This is a genomic window from Lunatimonas sp. (assembly GCF_020832325.1).
Taxonomy (GTDB): Bacteria; Bacteroidota; Bacteroidia; order Cytophagales; family Cyclobacteriaceae; genus Lunatimonas.
Genome location: NZ_JAFIEU010000050.1, coordinates 163,622 through 186,624 on the forward strand (window position 1 = coordinate 163,622; position 23,003 = coordinate 186,624).

General features: G+C 46.9%; 13 protein-coding genes. 12 read left to right on the top strand and 1 reads right to left on the bottom strand.

Features of this window, described 5'->3' with window-relative positions; translation table 11 throughout:
- Nucleotides 1–3: 3 nt before the first annotated feature.
- Entirely contained in the window at nucleotides 4–2,307 is a 2,304-nt protein-coding gene (locus JJU34_RS19890) for a putative monovalent cation/H+ antiporter subunit A (protein WP_228694173.1), read from the bottom strand.
- A 242-nt stretch (nucleotides 2,308–2,549) separates the two neighbouring features.
- Here JJU34_RS19890 and JJU34_RS19895 point away from each other — a divergent pair, with 242 nt between their 5' ends.
- The 12 genes from JJU34_RS19895 (at nucleotide 2,550) to JJU34_RS19950 (ending at nucleotide 22,996) form a co-directional block, all read left to right on the top strand.
- On the top strand, nucleotides 2,550–5,099 hold the full coding sequence (locus tag JJU34_RS19895; RefSeq protein ID WP_228694174.1) for a phosphoenolpyruvate carboxylase: 2,550 nt from the start codon (nucleotides 2,550–2,552) through the stop codon (nucleotides 5,097–5,099).
- A 174-nt stretch (nucleotides 5,100–5,273) separates the two neighbouring features.
- A complete protein-coding gene (locus JJU34_RS19900; RefSeq protein WP_228694175.1) occupies nucleotides 5,274–6,422 on the top strand; it encodes an iron-containing alcohol dehydrogenase in 1,149 nt (382 codons plus the stop codon).
- Nucleotides 6,419–7,186, top strand: a complete 768-nt coding sequence (locus JJU34_RS19905; protein WP_228694176.1) for a gamma-glutamyl-gamma-aminobutyrate hydrolase family protein — start codon at nucleotides 6,419–6,421, stop codon at nucleotides 7,184–7,186. Before JJU34_RS19900 ends, JJU34_RS19905 begins: the two co-directional genes overlap by 4 nt.
- Nucleotides 7,173–8,537 (top strand): aldehyde dehydrogenase family protein, encoded by a 1,365-nt coding sequence (locus tag JJU34_RS19910; RefSeq protein ID WP_228694177.1) that lies wholly within the window; start codon nucleotides 7,173–7,175, stop codon nucleotides 8,535–8,537. Before JJU34_RS19905 ends, JJU34_RS19910 begins: the two co-directional genes overlap by 14 nt.
- A 407-nt stretch (nucleotides 8,538–8,944) precedes the next feature.
- Entirely contained in the window at nucleotides 8,945–12,202 is a 3,258-nt protein-coding gene (locus JJU34_RS19915) for a SusC/RagA family TonB-linked outer membrane protein (protein WP_228694178.1), read from the top strand.
- A 19-nt stretch (nucleotides 12,203–12,221) separates the two neighbouring features.
- Complete coding sequence (locus tag JJU34_RS19920) at nucleotides 12,222–13,772, top strand: SusD/RagB family nutrient-binding outer membrane lipoprotein (RefSeq protein WP_228694179.1); 1,551 nt, start codon at nucleotides 12,222–12,224, stop codon at nucleotides 13,770–13,772.
- Between the two features lie 138 nt (nucleotides 13,773–13,910).
- Complete coding sequence (locus JJU34_RS19925; protein ID WP_228694180.1) at nucleotides 13,911–16,460, top strand: phosphocholine-specific phospholipase C; 2,550 nt, start codon at nucleotides 13,911–13,913, stop codon at nucleotides 16,458–16,460.
- Nucleotides 16,461–16,727: 267 nt separating this feature from the next.
- A complete protein-coding gene (locus JJU34_RS19930; RefSeq protein WP_228694181.1) occupies nucleotides 16,728–17,732 on the top strand; it encodes a 2-dehydro-3-deoxygalactonokinase in 1,005 nt (334 codons plus the stop codon).
- Nucleotides 17,701–18,345 carry a bifunctional 4-hydroxy-2-oxoglutarate aldolase/2-dehydro-3-deoxy-phosphogluconate aldolase gene (locus JJU34_RS19935; RefSeq protein ID WP_228694182.1) on the top strand — a complete coding sequence of 215 codons (645 nt, stop codon included), beginning with the start codon at nucleotides 17,701–17,703 and terminating at the stop codon, nucleotides 18,343–18,345. The genes JJU34_RS19930 and JJU34_RS19935 overlap by 32 nt, the downstream gene beginning before the upstream one ends.
- Nucleotides 18,346–18,382: 37 nt before the next feature.
- A complete protein-coding gene (locus JJU34_RS19940) occupies nucleotides 18,383–19,744 on the top strand; it encodes a gluconate:H+ symporter (protein WP_228694183.1) in 1,362 nt (453 codons plus the stop codon).
- A 20-nt stretch (nucleotides 19,745–19,764) separates the two neighbouring features.
- Nucleotides 19,765–20,601: a fumarylacetoacetate hydrolase family protein gene (locus JJU34_RS19945; protein WP_228694184.1), complete on the top strand. Its 837-nt coding sequence runs from the start codon at nucleotides 19,765–19,767 to the stop codon at nucleotides 20,599–20,601.
- A gap of 121 nt (nucleotides 20,602–20,722) precedes the next feature.
- Nucleotides 20,723–22,996, top strand: a complete 2,274-nt coding sequence (locus tag JJU34_RS19950; protein WP_228694185.1) for a DPP IV N-terminal domain-containing protein — start codon at nucleotides 20,723–20,725, stop codon at nucleotides 22,994–22,996.
- Nucleotides 22,997–23,003: the final 7 nt, after the last annotated feature.

Here is a 23,003-nt window from a genome sequence, read left to right on the forward strand (position 1 = left end):
GTGTTATTCTTTTTCAATACTCTTTAATCGTAATTTCAACAGGGAGAACACTCCGAGCGCCGCGATTGCCAACACGGTGATTTCCACCATGGTATCGAAACCTCTAAAGTCCACCAGGATTACATTGACGACGTTTTTACCTTTGCCTAGGATATAGGCGTTTTCAGCATAGTAGGTGGAAATATCCTTGTTCACGGTTTCATTCAGCACTTCTAGGGTTAAAATGCTGATAAGTGCACCAAAAGCCAGGGATAGTATACCGTCACGGATGCGGTCTTTGGTTTCAGAAAGCTTCAGGTACTTAGGTAGGTTATACAGTACTAAAACGAACAGGATCACAGTAAGTGTGTCGATGGAAAACTGCGTCATCGCCAAATCCGGCGCAGAGTAAAAAAGGAAGATAAGGCAAAAACAATACCCTACAACACCCAAAGAAGCTACCGCCGTTAACCTAGACTTGGAAAACACCGTGAAAAGGATGGCCGAGGCCATGATGATCACGATGATCGCTTCATAGAGTGTGACTTCGGACAGGATCGCTGTATTCACGTAGAGCTCTACCCCCAAAAACAATCGGTATCCAAGAAGTATGGTTAGAAAGCTTAAGATGGTGATAAGGTAATACCGAAGGTATCCGTTTTGAAAAAAACCGGTCCATTTCTCCGAGAACGTATAGAATCCATGAGCTAAGCCTGTCAGGATATGCTGTGGAGATATCCGTTCAAACCGGGTAGCCTTTGCCAATAGCGATTCGGAGGGTTTTATCAGAAAGAAAAGCCCAGCACCCATGCCCAACGTGGCAAGGCTTAGCATAAGGACTGTATTGAACCCATGCCAGATCTTTAGATGAAACGTTGGGGCTTCCAGGGTAAGTGAGGTGAATACGGGATTAATTAGGGGTTCTGCTAGCGCAGGGAGCAAGCCAAATAGCAAGCCAAGAGAACCCAGTACCAATGGAGGTACCCACATCGTCCAATGCGGGAGGTGAACTTTTTCGAAAGCGCTAGGTAATTTACCCCAAAATGGCTTGATTCCAGCCATGAATCCAGCAACCAATAAAGCTGTATTTGTAACCAATGCCAGCACTGTCAATACCATTCCTGCGGTCCCTGCGTGCAGGGTGGCCTCATAAATCAGGTCTTTTCCGATAAAACCAAAGGTAAGTGGAATTCCTGCATTGGATAGGGCTGCGAGTAGGGCGGCAAGTGCCACCGGCTTCATCACCTGGTTTAGCCCGGAAAGTTTGGAAATGTCGCGCGTACCGGTTTCGTGGTCTACGATGCCGGTAACCAAAAACAGCGTGGCTTTATATAAAGCGTGCACCAAAATAAAAACTCCCGCAGCCAGCAGCGCCTCCTCGGTACCAATACCGATTAAAAACACCAAGATGCCTAGCGCAGAGATCGTGGAGTACGCCAGGATGCCCTTCAAATCCAGACGGAACAGGGCGTGAATAGCCGCATATACCATAGTGATGCCACCTACAATAATCAGGGTACTGTTCCAAGTGGAATCTCCTCCCAAAATCGGAGTGAAACGAGCTAACAGGTAGATCCCCGCCTTTACCATGGTAGCGGAGTGCAGGTATGTGGACACCGGAGTGGGGGCCTTCATCGCTCCCGGAAGCCAGAAATGGAAGGGAAATTGGGCAGATTTGGTAAATGCGCCCAAAAAAACCAAGATCATAATCAGCAGATACCATTCACTGCCTTGGATTTCCGGTTTCATGGATGCGAGCGCAGAGATTTGGTATTCTCCACTGATGTATCCGATCGCGACCATGCCTGCCAGCAAAAACAGCCCACCCATACCGGTTATAGTAAGCGCCGTTAATGCAGACTTTCTGCTTGCTTCGCTCTCGTTGTTAAATCCAATCAGAAAAAAGGAACTGATGCTGGTAAGTTCCCAGAATACAAACAAGGTAATCACGTTGTCTGCCAATACGACCCCGAGCATAGAGGCCATAAACAATGACAGGTAGGCGTAAAACCTATCCAAATACACGTGGCCTTTTAAATAGGACGAAGTATATAGGAAAACAAGCGTACCTATACCGGTAATAAGCAGCGTAAATAGAAGAGACAACCCGTCAAAGTGGAAATCCAACCCAACGCCAAGACTGGGAACCCATTCTACGTGGGTTTTCACGGTGTCCCCCGCGCTTACGAGCGGCAAATAGCTACTGAAATAACTGAACAAAGCAAACGGAAATAGGGATATCCACGCCGAGCTTTTGCCACTCAAGAGTTTGAGGATAAACGGCATACAGATGGCCATGATAAACCCGGAAAACACCACTAGCAGCATGCTGATTTGGTTAAAAGGTTGGTTTTAAGTTGCTAAAAATACAAAAATATTTCGATTGACCGGAAAAGGGTTGAAATGTAATTGAGGTTAGTTTGGTATCGACTGAAATAATGGACTGATTTTTAAGAGGGTAGACCGATATATTTTTGCGAAACTCAAAATTGTATCGCCGAAAGTATGTTTGGATTGAAAAAATGACCATTTTTGAATAATTTGTATCTCAAACCAAACCCAATATTACGATGTCAAATGCATACGAGACGGAAGTCGCCAAGCGTTTTACAATATACAACAGTCTTTTTTTAGATCTTCCCTTTGACAATATTTACCGCACCGGCACGCTACTGCCGATTCTGACGAGTATCTGTCAATCGGGATTCGAGAAAAACAAAACGCCCAAGGAGATCATCCACCGGTTTTTTGATGAGTTGCTGTCGGATAAGACGGACCAGGAGCGGCATGATCTATTGTTTAAAATGGTCCAGTACATCGAGAGACAGGTGGTTCTTTTTGATTCTATAGAGGATGCCGCTTTTGAGAAAGTAAACGACTTGAAGGGTAAGGGTACCATGACCGCCCTAATTGCCCGTGCAGAAAATGACCACAAAAAGGCAGACTTAATTGAAAAGTTGAAAACCTTTTCCGTAAGATTAACTTTGACCGCTCACCCTACGCAGTTTTACCCGGGCAATGTGCTTGCCATTATCACGGATTTGGAAGCAGCCATTCGCGCCAATGACCTGGGGATGATCAATATGCTTTTGCAGCAGCTAGGTAAAACAGGTTTCATCAACAAGGAAAAGCCTTCGCCCTATGACGAGGCGGTCAGCTTGTGCTGGTTTCTGGAAAATGTTTTTTATCCCAGTATTTCGGATGTCCTGATCCGGATGCTCGAGCGGCTGGACATTCCGGTTCACGATTGGGAAAATCCAAACTTGCTGAAAGTTGGTTTTTGGCCCGGAGGGGATAGGGACGGTAATCCCTATGTCACCCACGATATCACCACCAAGGTCGCGGACAAGCTTCAGAACTCTATATTAAAATGTTATTATCGGGATATCCGTAAGGTGAGGAGAAGGTTGACTTTTCATCATGTGGAGCCTTACCTGATACAGGCAGAGAAGGGCATTTACGATTCGCTTTTTGGCGGCGATCAACGATTTAAGTCAAAAGATGACCTGATTGGCCTGTTGTACGAGGCCCGAAAGGGAATCATAGAGCACCACGACGGATTATTTCTGGATATTCTGGATGCCTTTATCTTTAAAGTAAGGGTATTTGGGTTTCATTTTGCCAGTATGGACGTCCGACAGGACAGCCGCAAACACGATGACCTCTGGGAGGGAATCATCCGGCAGACAGAAGGGCAAAAGGCTGTAGAAGGCTTCCTCGCGTCCTCCGAGGATGAGCAAATAGCCAAGATCCAAGGGTATCAACAATTGCCCGCCAAAGAGGCGTTGCCAGACGATTTCCATAGAGAAATGATCAGCAGCTTCCAGGTCATTAAATACATTCAGAAAAACAATGGCCCCATGGGCTGCCACCGATATATTATTTCAAATAATCAATCGGCCAAGCACATGTTGGAGGTTTTTCAGCTCGCCAAACTGTTGGTTGGTGACCCAAAAGGGCTCCATTTGGACATAGTACCCCTCTTTGAGACTATCGATGATTTGGCCGCTGCACCGGCGATCATGGACCAGTTGTATAACAACCCAAGCTACCAGGCACACCTAAAGGCCCGAAATAACAAACAAACCATCATGGTGGGCTTTTCCGATGGCACCAAGGACGGTGGGTACATTCGTGCCAATTGGTCTATCTTGATGGCAAAAGAGGCGCTTACAATCGCAGCTAGGGAAAAAGGAATAGACTTGGTGTTTTTTGATGGTCGGGGAGGACCTCCTGCTAGAGGGGGAGGAAACACCCACAATTTCTATGCTTCGCTGGGACCGAATGTGGAGAATAAAGAAATCCAGTTGACAATTCAAGGGCAAACTATCTCTTCAAATTATGGCAAGCAAGTAAGCTGTACCTATAATTTGGAGCAACTTTTGAGTGCTGGGTTGGAAAGTCATCTGTACCCAAGCTCAGAAAACAGTCTGACGCAGGATCAAAAGGACCTGATAGAGGAAATGGCCGGTTATAGCTACGAGGCCTACAAGGATCTAAAAAGTCATCCACAGTTTGTAAGCTATTTGGAGCACGTTACTCCACTTAAGTTCTTCGGTATGACCAATATCGGGTCCAGACCGGTGAAAAGAAGCAAAGGCGGAGGGATGAAATTTGAAGACTTGCGGGCAATTCCTTTTGTTGGGGCCTGGGCGCAGATGAAGCAAAATATCCCTGGATTTTTTGGCGTGGGCCGATCTATCGAGGAAATGGAAAAGCGTGGTAAACTCGACCAAGTTCGCAAGTTATATAAGGAAAGCTTGTTTTTCAGGTCGCTTCTGGGCAACTCCATGCAGTCCCTTGCCAAGTCTTTCTATCCTGCTACCGCCTATCTAAAAGATAGTCCTACATACGGTGGTTTTTGGAATATACTGTTCGAGGAATATCAGCGGTCGTTGAAAAATATCCTGCGTGTATCGGATATGGAAAAGCTACTTGAAGACAGTCAGCTAAGCAGGGAGTCCATTGGCATCCGCGAAAAGATCGTACTGCCGCTGATTACGATCCAGCAATATGGCATTCAAAAGATGTTGGAAGAAGGGATCGAAGATGCGGCACTTCAGAAGCTTATTTTGCGAACGATGTTTGGCATTATCAATGCCGCCCGTAACGCAGCTTAAATTATTCAGACTTATCTATTCAGCCTCTTCGTTTCGTCGGAGAGGCTTTTTTTTGCTTTTTTTTACCATTACAGCTTAAAATTCCGTGGTCTTATAAATAGAAAATCGGTAATATTTAACTACTATTACACTCCTTTGGGCAATGCCCCTTAACCCTCAAATGAACAGTAAAAAATGGACGTAAAGAGCAGATATTCGCTAAATTTTCCAACAGCAATCCGGTTTGGTGCCGGTGTGATCGATGAGCTGGCCTACTACCTCAAGGCCCAGGGTCTAGCCCATCCGCTTCTGGTCACAGACCCCTTAGTCAGAGAGCTTGATTTTTTTAAGCTCATCGTTAAGGCGTTGAAGCAAGCAGGTATTTCGGTGGAGGTTTTTTCAGAGATGCACAAAAATCCCGTCAAATCAGACGTGCTCAAAGGTAAGGATTTCTATGGAACAACAGGGAGGGATTCCATTGTCGGGATAGGTGGTGGCGTTCCCTTGGATGTAGCCAGGGCCATAGCGTTGAGTATTAATCACCACAGGGATCTTTTTGATTACGATGATTTGATTGGAGGGGATCAATACGTGACCGAACCAATTCCTCATTTAGTTACGGTTCCGACTACTTCAGGTACCGGTAGTGAAGTGGGCCGTAGCGCTATCATTGCCGAAGACGATACCAAGAAAAAGCGTATTTTGTTTGCTCCTAGCTTGATGGCCAAAATGGTTTTTGCAGATCCTGTATTGACCATGGACCTCCCACCGTTCGTAACGGCTGCTACCGGTATGGATGCCCTCACCCATAATTTGGAGGCATTTTTGGCAAAGAATTTTCAACCACTTTGCAGTGGTATCGCAATGGAAGGCATGAAGTTGATCAGCGAGTCCATTGTGCAGGCAACCCATAAGTCGGATTTGGAATCACGGGCAAAGATGCTCATGGCATCCATGATGGGTGCAGTAGCCTTTCAAAAGGGATTGGGGGTGGTGCATAGTCTAGCGCACCCGCTTTCTAGCTTGCTGGATACGCACCACGGTTTGGCCAATGCGGTTAATCTTCCGTTTGGAATGAGGTATAATTTTGCGGGTTTTGAAGAACAATTCGATCAGATGGCGTATATGATGGGCCTTGGACCCAAAGCAGGGAGTAGATTCGTGGATTACCTTTTTGACCTAAACCAAGAGTTGAACCTACCCATTAGACTTTCCGATATCGGCGTGGAAGATGGGCATATTGAAACCTTGGCGGACTTGGCATATGCGGATTTTTGTCATCCAAATAATCCGAAGCCCGTGACAAGAGACGATTTTAGAAAGCTATACCTAGAGGCATTATGATAAAAATCGGGATCAGTGCCTGTTTGATGTATCCAGACCCAAACAGGTTGGTATTTGGACCAAAGACATTGAATTATTTGGAGCAGGATATGGCTACGTTTGTGTGCCAAGAAGGCGTGCTGCCTGTACTCATTCCCTCGGTAGACGACCGGTATCTGTATCCAATCTTAGAGCAAATGGATGGGTTTTTGTTTCAGGGAGGAACGGACCTTTCTCCAAGCAGTTATGGAGAGCAACCTATTATCCCCGGCAAATGGCTTGGTGATCCGGTTAGGGATTCTTACGAACTAAAACTGATGGAATTCGCTTTCAAAAAGGACAAGCCTCTATTGGCCATATGCAGAGGATTTCAACTATTGAACGTATTTCTAGGTGGTACGCTGTATCAGGATATTGCTACCCAACGCCTCGACGCAATCCTTCATAGAGATGCGGAAGCCTACGATAACCTAAAGCACGAGGTTACGCTCGTACCCGATCGCTTGTTGGCCCAGCTCTACGGGAAAGTTGGGGATTGTCAAGTTAACTCTGTGCATCATCAGGGTATCAAGGACCTAGGGAAGGATCTGGAGGTTTTGGCCAATAGCCGGGAGGATGGGATCATTGAAGCCGTAGGGTATACACAGGCAGCGCCGGGTAAAGTGCTGGGTGTTCAATGGCATCCGGAGTTTTCATACGGGAAAAAGGACGGAACGCTGGATTCCTCCAAAATCATCGAACTGTTTTTATCTCACGTCAAAGAAGAAATTCATGCAAGTCATTAATCCGGCCACTGGTGCCCTAATCAACGAAATACCCTCTGATACAAAGGAGCATGTATTGTCAAAAATTGAAAAACTACGAAAGGGGCAGCCACTATGGGCCGACGTACCGGTGGAGGAGCGATTGGCTATTTTGCTTCGTTTTGGAGAGCTTGTAGCCGATTCGGTGGAAGAGTTAGCGTTCGTATTAACCCAGGAAACCGGTAAGCCGCTACAGCAATCGATCAATGAGATCAAGGGGGCCAATAACCGATTGGTTCATTTGGAAGCAAATGCAACAAAATGGCTGGCCGAAGAAGTGATGGTCTCTGAAGGAGCAACCAAAGAACAGATTTCCTACGAACCTTTGGGCGTTGTGGCGAATATCTCAGCTTGGAATTTTCCTTATAATGTAGGGTATAATGTGTTCCTGTATGCCTTGGTTGCGGGGAATTCGGTAGTCTACAAGCCCTCCGAATTTGCATCCATGACGGGATTGAAGTTTCGCGAATTGCTTTGGAAAGCGGGGGTGCCGGAGTATGCCTTTGAGTGCGTGATTGGAACGGGAGAGGTTGGTCAAATGCTACTTGAAGCGGATTTAGACGGGTATTTTTTCACAGGATCCTACGCCACAGGGAGGTATATCGCAACTCAAGTAGCTCCGAAACTGGTACCGATGCAGTTGGAGTTAGGGGGGAAAGATCCCCTTTATGTCATGGATGATGTAATCGACGTACGGCAAGCCGCCATCAATGCCGCAGAAGGCGCGTTCTACAATAATGGCCAAAGCTGTTGCGCGGTGGAGCGCATTTATGTGCAGGAAGGCATTTACGACCAATTCGTGGAACATTTCATTGAGGAGGTTAAATCCTATAAGATGGGAGACCCGATGGATAAATCCACCTTTATTGGGCCTCTCACCCGAGAGCCACAGGTTCAGGTTCTATTGGATCAAGTTCAAGATGCCCTGTTGAAAGGCGCTGAACTGAAACATGGTGGTTTTTCTCCAGAAGGAGAGGGTTACTACTTTACACCTACTGTATTGACTTCGGTAAACCACGGGATGGACCTGATGAAAGAGGAATCTTTTGGCCCGATAATCGGTATTCAAAAAGTAGCAAATGACGAAGAAGCCCTCAAACTGATGAAGGATACCTCGTATGGCTTGACGGCGGCCGTTTTTGCGACCGACAAAGGCAGGGCTATGCAACTACTGAAGCAGCTTCCGGTTGGTACAGTGTATTGGAACTGCTGCGACCGGGTTAGTCCGAATGTTCCATGGTCTGGTAGAAAGAATTCCGGATTGGGCTCAACACTTTCCTATCAGGGCATTAGGGCGTTTGTCCAGCCTAAAGCCTATCATCTCAGAGATTAACGTGAGAGGGTGGATACTATATACTTATCCACCCTTTTACCAAAACGTTATATCCGTGTTTTAAAGCTTCACTTTTTCATAACTTAGCCCAGTAGGTGAATCACTTTTTTGTTTTGAACTTTGTCGTGTGACGAAAACACTAAATAATATTATTCTAAAAAATTCGCATTTGACTATATCAATCGTTTGGTAAACCGGAAAAATTCTTAAATTTATACCGTGAGTATGGTACGTTTCTTCCGGGAGGTTTCTGATTCAGCTGCTAGATATTGCCGGCTGATTTTTTAGGAAAACCACCCATTAACGAGCAAGGGTTAAAGGAGATTTCCGGACATACCACAAATCTCAATCCCAGCCTATTTATCCCTATTTTACACCATTTATCATTATACATCTACCCATTTACTATGAAACATGTATTACACAAAGAGGGTAAAAAGCCCATTTGTAGCCTGTGCAGGATTTTCCTGCTAGGCTTGCTGTTTACACTCATGGCCCATGCTGGCCTTCACGCCCAAAGCCGAATGGTGGGTGGTAAAATTACTGAAAGCGGCTCCGGCGATCCGGTACTAGGCGCTTCGGTTCTGATCAAAGGCACCACCCGAGGAACAGTATCCAATATGGATGGGAATTACGAGTTAGAGGTTCCGGGTACGGATGCTGTACTGGTTATTTCGTATATCGGATTCTCCACTCAGGAAATCACCGTGGGAAATCAAAACCTTATCAATGTTTCGCTTCAGTATTCCTCAGAGGATTTGAGTGAAGTCGTTGTGACAGCATTGGGTGTAGAACGGGAAACGAAAGCACTGGGATATTCCGTGCAAGCAGTGGATGGTGATCGTTTTACGGAAGCCAGGGAGACTAACGTAGTCAATTCGCTTAGTGGAAGGGTCGCCGGCGTGCAGGTTACCAATTCCTCCAGCGGTATCGGTGGATCTGCTAGGGTAACCATTCGGGGAGAATCCTCCTTAAATATCAATGCCAATCAGCCCCTTTTTGTGGTAGATGGTGTGCCTATTAGCAACAGTATAGTAGGAGCTTCGGGTTCAGGGACCTTGGAGGTGGACTATGGTAACGCCGCTGGTGAAATCAACCCGGATGACATCGCCTCTGTATCGGTGCTGAAAGGCCCTGCTGCTGCGGCCTTGTATGGATCAAGAGCCGCTAACGGAGCTATTTTGATCACCACAAAGTCTGGAAAAAACAAGAAAGGCCTGGGGGTGACGATCAATTCCAATACTACCTTCGAATCCCCGCTGACCATGCCGCAATGGCAGGATAAATACGGTCAGGGAAACAATGGGTTATTCTCCTTTGTCAATGGACGTGGGGGAGGACTTGCAGACGGCGTGGACGAAAGCTGGGGTCCCGCTATGGATGCCGGGCTAATGATTCCGCAATTTGACTCTCCAAGAAACGTGGCAGGCTTCCGCGGTGGGGACCTAAATGCGCCGGCTGGCAGTACCATTAATCCAACCCCCTGGGTAGCACAGCCGAACAATATCAATGATTTTTTCCAAACGGGTGTTACGCTGTCCAACAACGTGGCCATTGCGGCGGGCAGCGACAAATCCAACTTCCGGTTTTCATGGACAAACCTAGATCAAACCGGAATCGTACCCAATACCGATTTAAAGCGAAATACCATCGCAATGAACGGGATGACTCAAATCACCGATAAGCTGACGCTAAATACTGCCATCAATTACCAAAACTCAATCAGCGGCAATCGGCCCAGTATCAGTTACGGTACGGAGAGTTTGATGTACCTCTGGATTTGGTATGGTCGTCAAGTGAACACCCGAAGTCTACGAGACTACTGGATGCCGGGTATGGAGGGTGTTCAACAGTTTAATTACAACTATAACTACCACGATAACCCCTATTTTACGGTATACGAAAATACCAATGGGCAAAGCAAGGACCGTGTATTCGGCAACGTCATGGCGAATTACCAATTTACCGATAAGCTGAGCCTGATGGTGCGAACAGGTTTGGATTTATTTAATGACTTGAGGGATAGAAAGCGGGCGTTTAGTACCCAGCGGTTTCCAAGGGGGGCTTATCGCGAGGACATGGTCTACTTTAGCGAGCGGAATTCAGACTTCTTACTGACCTACTCCGAAACCGGTAAATCCAATTGGACCTATACCGTTTCATTGGGTGGCAACCAGATGGTTCAGGAAAATCGGTTTCAACAAACCGTAGCTCCACAGTTGCTTATTCCAAACATTTACAATTTCACAAATACCGCTGTTAACCTGCAGGTCAATCAATTTCGTTCTGAAAAACGCATCAACTCCCTGTATGGGTTTGGCCAGATTGGGTATAAGAATGTACTGTTTTTAGATGTAACGGGAAGGAATGACTGGTCTAGTACGCTTCCAGTAAATAGTAACAGCTATTTTTACCCGTCGGTTACAATGAGTGCCGTAATTTCCGACATGATTGAAATGCCGGCGGCGTTTTCCTTTTTCAAACTAAGGGGAGCATTTGCCGAGGTCGGTAACGACACAGACCCCTATAGTCTCACCAATGTGTTTAATCCTGAGATTGCCTGGGGGTCTGTACAGATTAAATCAGAATCTAACCGCCTTACCAATGCGAACCTGAAGCCGGAACGGACTGCATCCTATGAGTTTGGTACGGATATCCGTTTTCTGAAAGGTAGGTTAGGATTGGATGTGACCTATTACGACAACCGCACCCGAAACCAGATCATACCCATTGAGCTGGATATCTCTACCGGTTATGCCAGCAGGATTATCAATGCTGGGGAGATCCAAAACCACGGCTTGGAAGTCATGGTAAACGGAACGCCCATACAAAAAGCGAATGGTATAAGCTGGAACGTATCTGCCAACTTTACCAGAAATCGCAGCAGGGTTTTGGAACTCACTGAGGGCTTGGATATCTACTCTATGGTGGGTCGAAACGGTGCAAACATTCAGGCCCGTGTAGGCGAACGAATGGGAAATATCTATGGAAGAGGGTTTGAGCGGGTCGAGGATCCCAATAGCCCCTACTTTGGTCAGATCATCCACAACACCAGCGGGACGCCACTAACCGGTGCTGCCGTAAAGAAATGGGGTAACTACAACCCTGACTGGATGCTAGGCATTCAAAATACGTTGAATTACAAGCGTTTTTACCTAGGATTTTTGTTTGATATCCGGTACGGTGGTATCGTGGTATCCCGGACCAAAACCATCGGGTCTACTTCCGGCCAGTTGGCGGAGACCCTTTTGGGTAGAGAAAACGGTTACGATCTCACCCAAGAAGGAAATGGCATCATCAGCCCGGGCGTGATTCGTACCGCTGATGGGTCCTTTATTCCCAACGATCGAAAAATCAGTTCAAGGGACTGGCATAACCGGTATTATGAACGAAGTAACGTAGAGGCAGCCCTATACGATGCCTCCTTTGTTAAGTTAAGGGAAGTAACCTTGGGAGTGAATATTCCTGCGGCTGCAATGGGCAGGCTGCCTTTTCAGGAGGCTAGGCTTTCTTTGGTCGGCAGAAACCTGTTTTTATGGACTGAAAACCCTCACTTCGATCCGGAAACCATGTCCATGTCTGGAGGCACCCTTATTCCAGGCGTAGAGGACATGGCATTTCCATCTACCAGAAGCATAGGGTTTAACCTTAACCTTAAGTTTTAACCTCTGAACATTGAAAATCATGAAGATACTAACAAAAATAAGCTGTATCCTGACCGCGATGGTTCTGTTGGTTTCCACAGGCTGTGATCAGGATTTCGAAGAAGTAAACCGTAATCCAAACAACCCGGAGGTAGTTTCTCCTGCTTTGCTGCTTCCCCATATTATCCGGGTTGCCAGCAATGAGATTGTAGGAAAATCTTGGGGTTTGGGAAATGTGGTAGTGCAGTATTCCGCCAAGATTCAATTTACCAACGAGGATCGGTATAATTGGGGACCTCAAGGAAACCCTTATAGCGTGTTTTACAATGCCATGAGGGATGTGAACAATGTAATTATCTTAGGGGAGGCTTCTGGGCAGACCAACTACGTGGGAGCTGCCTTGGTGATGAAATCCCTGATGTACGCATTTATGACGGATGCTTACGGAGATTTACCTTTTACGGAGGCGACTAAAGCCAAAGAAGACATCAATTACCCGAAATTTGACCGGCAGGAGGTCATCTATCAGGGTATTTTGAATGACTTGGCACGTGCCAACCAACTGCTGGGAGCTTCTGGTGGAACCATGGAAGGCGACATCCTTTTTGGGGGAAATGTAACCAAATGGAAAAAGCTGGCGAACTCGCTCCGCCTAAGGGCGTTGATGAGGCTGTCCAAGCGGGTAGATCCCTCTTCAGCCATGCAGGCCATCGTGGGAGATCCGACCGGAAGCCCGATCATTCAAGGAAATGAAGACAATGCCGCTTTACAGCACCTACCGGACGTGCCTAATCAACACTACCTGTTCACTACCCGTTCCGGGTCGTTTGACGAATACCGGCTGAGTACCACGATGGAACGTGTATTGAAAGACTATAACGACCCTAGGCTGTTTGTATATGCACAGCCAACAACGGAGTCGGGCGCAGGTTTGGTAGGGGATCCGGAAGATTATGCCGGTGTACCGAATGGTCTTGCAGATGAAGATGCGTACGGATACTCTCCGACGGGAGATCCCAATAAGGGCGGATCAAACTACATTTCTAACATTGGAATGCTTTTCTCCTGCCTGCAATGCTCTCCCTTTGCCTCGCCGACCGGATTTCAAACCATGTTGATGAGTTATTCAGAGGTGCAGTTTATTTTGGCCGAAGCCAGGGAAAAAGGCTATATCACTACGGGCGATGCGGAGACCTATTACCTCAACGGGATTCGTGCTTCATTTGACTACTACGAAGCCAGACTGCGGGCAGCTAACCTTACTCCCATAGCCAACGTGACCCAACCTGAGTCATCGTATTACCAACAAGCAGCGGTCGCCTATTCCGGATCGCAGCAAGAGAAACTGGTGAAGATAGGAACCCAAAAGTGGCTAGCTCTCTTTTTCAATGGAATGGAAGGTTGGTACGATTGGCGTCGAACTGGGATTCCGGCAATCAGTCCGGGTCCGGCAGCGTTCTTCGATTCTGTTCCCAGAAGGTTTATGTATCCGACAGGTGTACAAGCACTTAACCGCGACAACTACCAAGAAGCTGTTGCCCGTCAGGGTGCTGACGTAATCACCACGCGGGTATGGTGGGATGCGCAATAGAGCGTAAGCGTTGAAGATTATCTTGTAAGAGAGGTCATGGGCCATTTGCCCGTGACCTCTCTTACATAAACGGTTTTGAAGTACTTGCTTCACTGCGTTATATTTAGATAGTTAACTTGGTTAACAGTTGATAAACTTATGAAAGACTCAAGAAGAGATTTTCTCAAAAAGGCGGCAGTATTTACAGGTGGAGCCAGTTTGTGGTCGTCCTTCCCCGCCTCGATACAGAAGGCAATGGCCATCAATCCTGAAAAAGGTTCCACGTTTATGGATGCAGAGCACATCGTGGTTCTCATGCAGGAAAACAGGTCCTTTGATCATTGTTTTGGAAAATTGAAGGGGGTGAGGGGTTTCAACGATCCCCGCGCAATTCGCCTGCCCAACCAGAATCTAGTATGGCTTCAGAGTGATAAGCAGGGGAATACCTTTGCTCCATTTCGCTTTAACATGAAGGACACCAAGGCCACGTGGATGAAGGATATTCCGCACTCATGGGAAAACCAGGTAGACGCTCGAAACGAAGGCAAATACGACGGATGGATAGAAGCCAAGCGGTCTGGAAGAAAGGAGTTTGCGCATGTTCCAATGACTATGGGCTTTTACGAGCGCGAGGACATTCCCTTTTACTATGCCTTTGCCGATGCATTTACCGTTTGCGATCAACATTTCTGTTCTTCACTTACAGGTACCACTACCAACCGGAATTATCATTGGACAGGTAAAACGCACGGAGCCCCAGGTGACAAACCCAAGGTTCGGAATTCAGACATCGGGTATTCCAAGGAAGTGAACTGGAATACCTTTCCGGAGCGATTGGAGGACCATGGGATTTCTTGGAAAGTGTATCAAAACGAGGTGAGCCTAACCACTGATTTATCGGGAGAAGATGAGTCGTTACTGGCCAATTTTACCGATAATAACCTGGAATGGTTTTCCCAGTTTAAGGTGCGTTTTACGCCAGGGCACTATGCATTCCTAAAGAGAATGGAACAGGAGCTGCCCGCTGACATTCAATCCACCGAGCGCAAGCTCCAGGAAGCACAGGGAAGCAGCAGAGTAGAACTGGAAAAGGAGCTTGCAAAGAAGAAGCAGCTGTTGGATGAGGTTTTGGAATCTCTAAGAATATGGAATCCAGAGAACTTTGAAAAGCTTTCTGAGCGGGATAAGTCGTTGCATCAGCGGGCGTTTTCTGTTAATACAGACGATCCGGACTACCACTCTACAGAAACACTTTCATACAAAGATAATGGCGAAACCAGAGAGGTGAAGATTCCTAAGGGAGATATTTTCCATGAGTTCCGCAAAGATGTGGCCGCCGGTACATTGCCTACGGTTTCTTGGCTGGTAGCTCCTCAAAAGTTTTCAGATCATCCCAGTGCACCTTGGTATGGGGCGTGGTATGTGTCTGAGGCATTGGATATACTTACTCAGGATCCGGAGGTTTGGAAGAAAACCATTTTTATCCTTAACTACGATGAAAATGACGGGTACTTTGACCATATTCCACCTTTTGTACCACCTAAACCCGGAGATCCCAAAACTGGAAAGATGTCCGATGGATTGGATGCGACGGGTGAATACGTAACCCTTCAGCAGGAATTGGAGACCCCCGGGATGAAGCCCGAGAATGCCCGGGAAAGCCCTGTGGGATTGGGATATCGGGTGCCGCTGGTAGTGGCCTCCCCATGGTCCCGTGGCGGTTGGGTCAACTCCGAAGTGTGTGACATCACTTCTGTAATCCAGTTGATGGAAGTAATTCTGTCGAAAAAAACAGGACATGTGATCAAGGAAACCAATATAAGTGAATGGCGCAGAGCGGTATGCGGAGACCTAACCTCGGTTTTCAGACCATACGATGGCGAAACGTTCGACATACCGGATCTAGTCAATAGGGAGGAACACGTTAAGGCGATCTATAATGCAAGCTTTAAAGATATACCGGACAACTTTAAGTCGTTAAGTGCCGCTGAAATCAATCAAGCGAACCTTAACCCCCGAATGTCACCCTGGTTGCCTAAGCAGGAGACAGGGACAAAGCCATCGAATGCGCTGGCCTACGAGTTGGAAGTGGACGGTGGACTGGATAGCCGAGCGAAGGAAGTAATCGTACGTTTTGCGGCTTTAGACAACCTGTTCGGTAAACGTGCGCTCGGAGCTCCATTCCAAGCTTATGTACGGAACTATGGTATAGACAGAGGATTTGAGCCTCTATCGGTTTGGTCTTTTGCTGTGAAGGCTGGAGATAGCTTTGCCTACTCATGGGCGTTGGAGGAATTTAGACAGGGCGCCTATGAGATTGAAGTACTGGGGCCTAATGGATTCTACCGCCACATGACTGGTGAAGCCAATGACCCGAGACTCAGTGTCCGGGCTGCATACGAGAAAGCCAACCGTTTTAGTACCGAGGGTCGGGTGAAAATTCATCTAACCAATCAAGGTGACTCCAGGATCTCGCTTCTGATTAAGGACAACGTCTACCAAGAAGGAGGAAAGAGGCTGAATCTTTCCGCTGGAAAAACCGAGGTAGTGTCTTTCGATGCCTCCAAAAGCTATGGATGGTACGATTTTTCCATTACTTGCGAAGGGTATACAATGTACAAGCGTCAGTATGCGGGTAGAGCGGAATTTGGTGGCCCTTCCCGAACTGACCCCTACATGGGTGGAGAGACTTCGCTGCCATTAGGTTGATTGGACCTAGTCTCAGGCAAGGCGTCATTCCGCTACCACTAGATCCACAAATCAAAAATCCGTCATCTCAAGGAATTGAGACGACGGATTTTTTTATATTTTTGGCCCAAGCGGTTCCTTTAACCGACCTATTATTTCTATATTTAATTTTTGTTTGGTTTTTTGCCTGCAAAATATGCCGCGTGGTCGTGATGACAGCGTTTGAGTGAATCACAAAATTAAAGCGTATCAGTAACAAGTAGTAGTGGTGGGTGCTAAAAGGTTCATATGGTGAGGTTTATCAGTTGTGATTGGGGAACGACATCCTTTCGGTTGAAGTTGGTGGACACTGCCGACCTCAAGGTGCTGTCGGAGATTTCCAATGAAATGGGAGTGGCTAAGGTAAATCGGATGTTTTTAGATTCCTTGGTTGGTAAAGGCCCTTCACGGGAGGATTTTTTCAAAGAAACACTGGCAAAAGGCCTAAATGAACTTCAACAGGCGTCGGGTGAGGACTTGTCGGGACTCATGATCATTTGTTCAGGCATGGCATCCTCCAGTATAGGGTTGCGCGAGTTGGCTTTCACGCCGATTCCTTTCAATGTGTCTGGGAGAGACTTAAACATGGATTTCATAGGAGTTACAGATGCCTTCCCCAATTCACTGATCCTTCTCTCAGGTCTAAAGAGCGATTGCGATGTAATGAGGGGTGAGGAAACCCAACTAATCGGTATTATCCAGGATTATAAATCATTTGGAGGAGATGGAGTGTTCATTTTCCCAGGGACCCACTCCAAACACATTACGGTTATCGATGGACACGTGGTGGATTTTACCACCTACATGACCGGTGAAATGTTTGAGGTGGTGGGACAGCACAGCATTTTAAGAAACAGCATTTCAGCCAATTCGGATCTTTCGGTAGCGGATCATTTGGCGGCTTTTCGCAAGGGGGTACGTGAGGGATATAGCGAGCCTTTGTTATCCACGCTATTTAAAGTTCGCACGCAGGAGTTGTTCAACACCTATACACCTGAGCAAAATTACCACTACCTGAGTGGAATATTGATAGGGAGTGAATTGAAAAACCTCGCAAAGGACTCTGGGTTTCCAACGTACCTCTGCGGCACCTCAGGTGTGTTTTATCCCTATCAACTTGCTTTTGAAACGTTAGAACTTCTTGCAGTGACCATTTCCAAAGAAATGGTAGAAAAGTCCGTGGTTTCCGGCCAGTATAAAATTTTCAATCAAAACTTAAACCATGAACGAAGCATTTTCTTGGGAAGCTTTTAATAAGATGCCCTTGGTGGGCATTTTGCGAAATATGCCTCCCGAAACCCTGGAGGAAATAGCCAAATGTATGATCAAGGCGGGGATATCCACCATGGAAATCACCTTCAACACCCCAGGTGCCTTACAGTCCATCCGGGAGATGGTCGATAAATTCGGTGATAAGTTGAATATCGGTGCCGGAACCATTTGTACGCTGACCGAGATGCATCAAGCGTTGGATGCGGGTGCACAGTTTATCGTGATGCCCATCTCAGATGAGGACGTGATCAATTTTTGCGTCATCCACAAAATACCGGTTTTTCCAGGCGCGTTTACCCCAACGGAGATTTATAGATCGTGGCAGATGGGGGCGACGATGGTTAAAGTGTTTCCTGCCAACGATTTGGGACCAGGCTATATCAAAGATGTATTGGCTCCTTTAAATGAAATAAAGCTGATGCCTACCGGTGGAGTTACGCTGGAGAATCTAGGAGACTTTTTCAAAGCAGGAGCATCCGGTGTAGGCCTAGGAGGGGGCTTGGTTCCCAAGGATCTGGTCAAGGCAAAGGACTGGAAGGGTTTAGAGAAATTGATGTCTAACTTTGTTCGAATGTATAACAAAAGCACCCTCTAAGCAGCTCAGTCGGTAATCCGAAAAACCCAAAATACCCATGGATCAAACGATTTATCTTTTTATCATCACCTCCCTCTCCATTCTATTGTTACTGGTTTTGGTGATGAAGTTGAAAGTACACGCTTTTATTTCGCTCCTTTTGGCAAGTACCTTTGTGGGTTTGGCCTCTGGAATGCCCTTTATGGACCTCATCACCAATCTTCAGAAAGGGATGGGGGATATTTTGGGTTTCATCACCATTGTGGTGGGTTTGGGTGCGATTTTGGGCAAGTTGCTAGAGGTGTCGGGCGGAGCACAGACTTTGGCCCATTTTATCATCAAAGGTTTTGGCGAAAAACGGACGACTTGGGCACTTATGTTAACAGGCTTCATTGTGTCCATACCGGTGTTTTTGGATGTTGGGTTTATCATTCTGATTCCGCTGATTTATGCACTCACGAAAAAGTCGGGACTTTCCATGTTGCACTATGCAATTCCTCTGCTTGCAGGGATGGCTGTTACCCATGCGTTTATTCCTCCAACACCCGGCCCAGTTGCGGTTGCAGAAATCATCAACGCCAACCTGGGCTGGATGATCATCTTTGGCGTGGTGGTAGGATTGCCCTGTTCCATTATAGCTGGACCCATTTTCGGCAGGTACATATCCAAGAAAATCTTTGTGCCGGTTCCATCTCACATTGAATTTAAAGCAGATGCGGAAACGCCGCTGAAAAGTGATTTTTACATGATCGCATTTGTCATAACATTGCCACTACTGCTTATCTTGCTGGCTACTACGAGTGGAATGTTGGTGGGTCTCGGGTACTTGGATGGAGAACATTTCTTGGTGGGGCTAGCCCAGTTTATTGGACATCCGTTTATGGCGCTTACCGTAGCTACATTGATCGCATCCTATTTTCTGGGATTTAAAAAGGGCTTTAAAGCAAAGCAGTTGCTGGAGTTTTCCGATAAAGCTTTGGCTCCTGCGGGTTTGATCATCGTGATCACCGGAGCTGGTGGCATGTTCAAGCAGATCTTGGTAGAAAGTGGGGCGGGAGAGGCACTTGCGCAGGTTTTTATCGAATACAATGTCGCTCCCATCGTGATGGCCTATGTGATAGCAGTGGTGATTCGGGTCATTCAGGGATCCGCCACGGTGGCGATGGTTACAGCTGCAGGGATGATTGCTCCAGTCATCATGGGCTTGGAGTATTCAGAACCTATGAAAGCGCTGATCGGGATAGCGATCGCTGCAGGTTCATGCATCCTTTCCCATGTGAATGACAGTGGGTTTTGGTTGGTCAAAAAATACCTAGATATTTCCGAAAAGCAAACGCTGCAGACCTGGACCGTGATGGAAACCATCATCTCTCTCAGTGGTTTTCTTATCGTGTTGTTGCTATCTTTCTTTATTTCGTAAATTTATAAAAACCCAAACCTATGAAACTCTACAGAACAGAAAACGGAATCGTTGCTGAAAAGGCTGCAAAATTTTACCCCCTTTACGAGGAAAACTGGGACACTTTTATCAATGATGACGCACTCTTTGACAAGCTAAATAAACTGCTGGGAGATAGGGAACCCTCTGCCGATGCCGAGGCATCCATACACAATGCGATACTCCCCCCTGTTCAAAGCCAGGAAATCTGGGCCAGTGGAGTCACCTATTTCCGTAGCAAATTGGGTCGGCAGGAAGAAAGTAAAGACAGTGGTGGAGCTACCTTTTATGAGTTGGTGTACCACGCAGACCGACCGGAATTGTTTATGAAAGCTTCTGGCCATCGCGCTGTTGGTCATGGCGACAAGGTTCGTATCCGTAAAGATTCTACCTGGGATGTGCCCGAACCTGAGCTTACACTCGTGATAACTTCTTCTGGGAAAATCGTGGGTTATACCGTGGGAAATGACATGAGCTCTCGTAGTATTGAGGGCGAAAACCCACTTTATTTGCCACAGGCCAAAATTTACGACGGATCTGCTGCGGTGGGCCCCTGTATTCTCGTTACCGAAAATCCATTATCGCCTAACACTCAAATTAGTCTCACCATCCGGCGGGGAGGCCAGATTGCCTTTGAAGATACCATTGCCATTTCACAGATTAAGCGCAAATTTGAGGACCTGGTTAGGTACCTCTTTTTGGAATATACCTTTCCACATGGTGCTTTGCTGATGACAGGTACGGGCATCGTACCGGACAGTAGCTTTACCCTCGCAAGTGGTGATGAAATCAGCATTGCGATCGAAGGTATTGGAACCCTGACCAATGAAGTGGCATAAAACACTTAGAACCTCTACAGGCCGGTAGGTTTAGTAGAAGCCCTCGATGCGTACTGTTTTCCTGCCTTTGGCAAAGGGCTTCTACTGACTACTGAATTCGAATCTATCTATTTATTGCATAATGATTTACTCCCGATTCTTGGCCGCTGCGCTGGTCTCCTTATTGCTGCATACTGCCCCCGTTTTTGCACAGGTGACGGAGGCAACGTATCAAAAAGCAACCTATTTTCTAAGTGGCAATATCCAAGAGGAAGTGTATCATTTGGAGGTGATTCCCAACTGGCTTGCTGATTCCTCTGGTTTTTGGCATGTCACCAATACCCGTGAGGGCAAGCGTTTCTTTGTGACCCACATCCCCTCGAGGGATACCCGTTTAGCCTTTGACCACGATGCGCTCGCAGTAGCCTTGGAAAAGGAAAGCGGCGAAGGGGTGGATTCGAAGACTTTGCCCTTCTCGCGGATTCGCATGGAGAGAGACGGTGCGATTGGGTTTAATTGGAATGGACAATCGTGGACCTTTCGACCGGCGCAAAATTTGCTGGAATCCAAGGGTATTGCCGACTCTGGCAATGACCGGGAACGTAGTACGTCGCCGGATGGGCAGTGGGAGGCTTTTCGTAAGGGAAACAACCTATATATAAAAAATCTTCGGACTGGGCGAGAGCGCCAACTAAGTACCGATGGACGCAAGGGATTTGAATATGCGAACCGATATGGTTGGAGTGACTTGATGCAAGGAGAAGGAGGAGAGCGCCCCTCGAATTTTCATGTGGTTTGGTCTCCGGATTCAAAAAAACTATTGACTGGAATTCAAGATCTTCGCCTAGCAGAGAAAATGTATTTGCTAGATTACAGCAAGCCGGAGCGTTTTCGTCCGGAATTGTATGGCTATTACCGCGGTTCGCCGGGGGATACTACTGTGGTATATGAAATTCCGGTGGTCTTTGATGTGGAAGAAGGCAAGCGACTCCTTTTAAATGACCTAAAAACAGCCCATTTTATGCCGAAGGCTTTGCGGTGGACAGAAGATGGGAAACATCTATATGGTGTATATTATCCCCGTGGCTTCAAGACATTGGAGGTGATAGAGGTAGATGCAGACTCTGGTGATATCCGCAAAATATACCGGGATACTTCTGAAACGCATATCGACTACGATAATTTCTTTCGAAGACTAGGGGACGATAAGTTTTTGCTGGCTTCGGAGCGAAGTGGATGGAGGCATCTTTACCTTCATGACTGGCAAAGTGGAAAATCGCTGGGCGCGGTAACAAAGGGAGAATATGTGATCACCGACTTGGTGCATGTGGATGAAGATCGTGAGCAGATTTATTTTATGGGTTCTGGAAAGGAACCTGGTAGGAACGTTTATTACCCGCATTTGTATCGAGTAAATTGGGACGGCACGGGGTTGATGTTGCTGACACCCGAAGATGCCTACCATCAAGTCAGCCTATCTTCGGATAAGCAGTATTTCGTCGATAATTTTTCCACGGTTATTCAGCCGACCCAATCGGTGCTTCGTTCGCTAGCCGATGGCAAGTTGGTGATGAATATTTCCGAGGCGGATGATACCAACCTAAAACAGCGGGGATATCAGTCTCCCCGGATGTTTTCTGCCATTGCCAAGGATGGGAAAACCGAAATTTATGGAATTTATTACGTGCCTTCTGATTTTGATCCAAACCGGCATTATCCAGTAATTGATTATACCTACACCGGACCCCATACGGCTGTGACACCAAAGACCTACAAAGCAGCCGTACTGGGTTTACAACAGCCATTAGCAGAGCTTGGTTTTTTGGTGGTCACAGTAGATGGGTTGGGGACTTCCGGTCGCTCGAAAGCTTTTCAGGATGTTTCCTACCGGAATTTGGGAGATGGTACCACGGACCACGTGCTGGCTATCCGACAACTTGCCTCCCAACATGCTTTCATTGATTTGGATCGGGTAGGTATATTTGGACATTCTGCCGGTGGGTACGATGCAGCTAGGGCCATGTTGCTACATCCTGATTTTTATAAGGTGGGGGTGTCGTCGGCAGGTAACCACGATCAACGAATGGAAAAAGCCTGGTGGCCGGAAATGTACATGGGTTATCCCGTAGGGGACTTTTACGAGGAACAATCCAATATCACTCATGCAGCTAACCTAAAAGGAAAACTACTTCTAGCGCATGGAGGCATGGACGAAAACGTAAATCCTTCGGGAACCTACAAATTTATCGAGGCATTGATCTCTGCGGGTAAAGACTTCGATTTATTTATTTGGCCGAGCCGAAACCACAGCTTTGGCCGAACCGATGGCGATTATTTCACCAAAAAGCGGTGGGACTACTTCATCGAGCACCTGATGGGGGAGAAGCCCCTCCTGCACTATAAATTGGAAAAGTGAACCCCAG

Bases quoted from the DNA above. Each gene is read 5' to 3' on its own strand.
- JJU34_RS19890 (WP_228694173.1), bottom strand. From the start codon at position 2,307: ATGCTGCTAGTGGTGTTTTCCGGGTTTATCATGGCCATCTGTATGCCG.
- JJU34_RS19895 (WP_228694174.1), top strand. From the start codon at position 2,550: ATGTCAAATGCATACGAGACGGAAGTCGCCAAGCGTTTTACAATATAC.
- JJU34_RS19900 (WP_228694175.1), top strand. From the start codon at position 5,274: ATGGACGTAAAGAGCAGATATTCGCTAAATTTTCCAACAGCAATCCGG.
- JJU34_RS19905 (WP_228694176.1), top strand. From the start codon at position 6,419: ATGATAAAAATCGGGATCAGTGCCTGTTTGATGTATCCAGACCCAAAC.
- JJU34_RS19910 (WP_228694177.1), top strand. From the start codon at position 7,173: ATGCAAGTCATTAATCCGGCCACTGGTGCCCTAATCAACGAAATACCC.
- JJU34_RS19915 (WP_228694178.1), top strand. From the start codon at position 8,945: ATGAAACATGTATTACACAAAGAGGGTAAAAAGCCCATTTGTAGCCTG.
- JJU34_RS19920 (WP_228694179.1), top strand. From the start codon at position 12,222: ATGAAGATACTAACAAAAATAAGCTGTATCCTGACCGCGATGGTTCTG.
- JJU34_RS19925 (WP_228694180.1), top strand. From the start codon at position 13,911: ATGAAAGACTCAAGAAGAGATTTTCTCAAAAAGGCGGCAGTATTTACA.
- JJU34_RS19930 (WP_228694181.1), top strand. From the start codon at position 16,728: ATGGTGAGGTTTATCAGTTGTGATTGGGGAACGACATCCTTTCGGTTG.
- JJU34_RS19935 (WP_228694182.1), top strand. From the start codon at position 17,701: ATGAACGAAGCATTTTCTTGGGAAGCTTTTAATAAGATGCCCTTGGTG.
- JJU34_RS19940 (WP_228694183.1), top strand. From the start codon at position 18,383: ATGGATCAAACGATTTATCTTTTTATCATCACCTCCCTCTCCATTCTA.
- JJU34_RS19945 (WP_228694184.1), top strand. From the start codon at position 19,765: ATGAAACTCTACAGAACAGAAAACGGAATCGTTGCTGAAAAGGCTGCA.
- JJU34_RS19950 (WP_228694185.1), top strand. From the start codon at position 20,723: ATGATTTACTCCCGATTCTTGGCCGCTGCGCTGGTCTCCTTATTGCTG.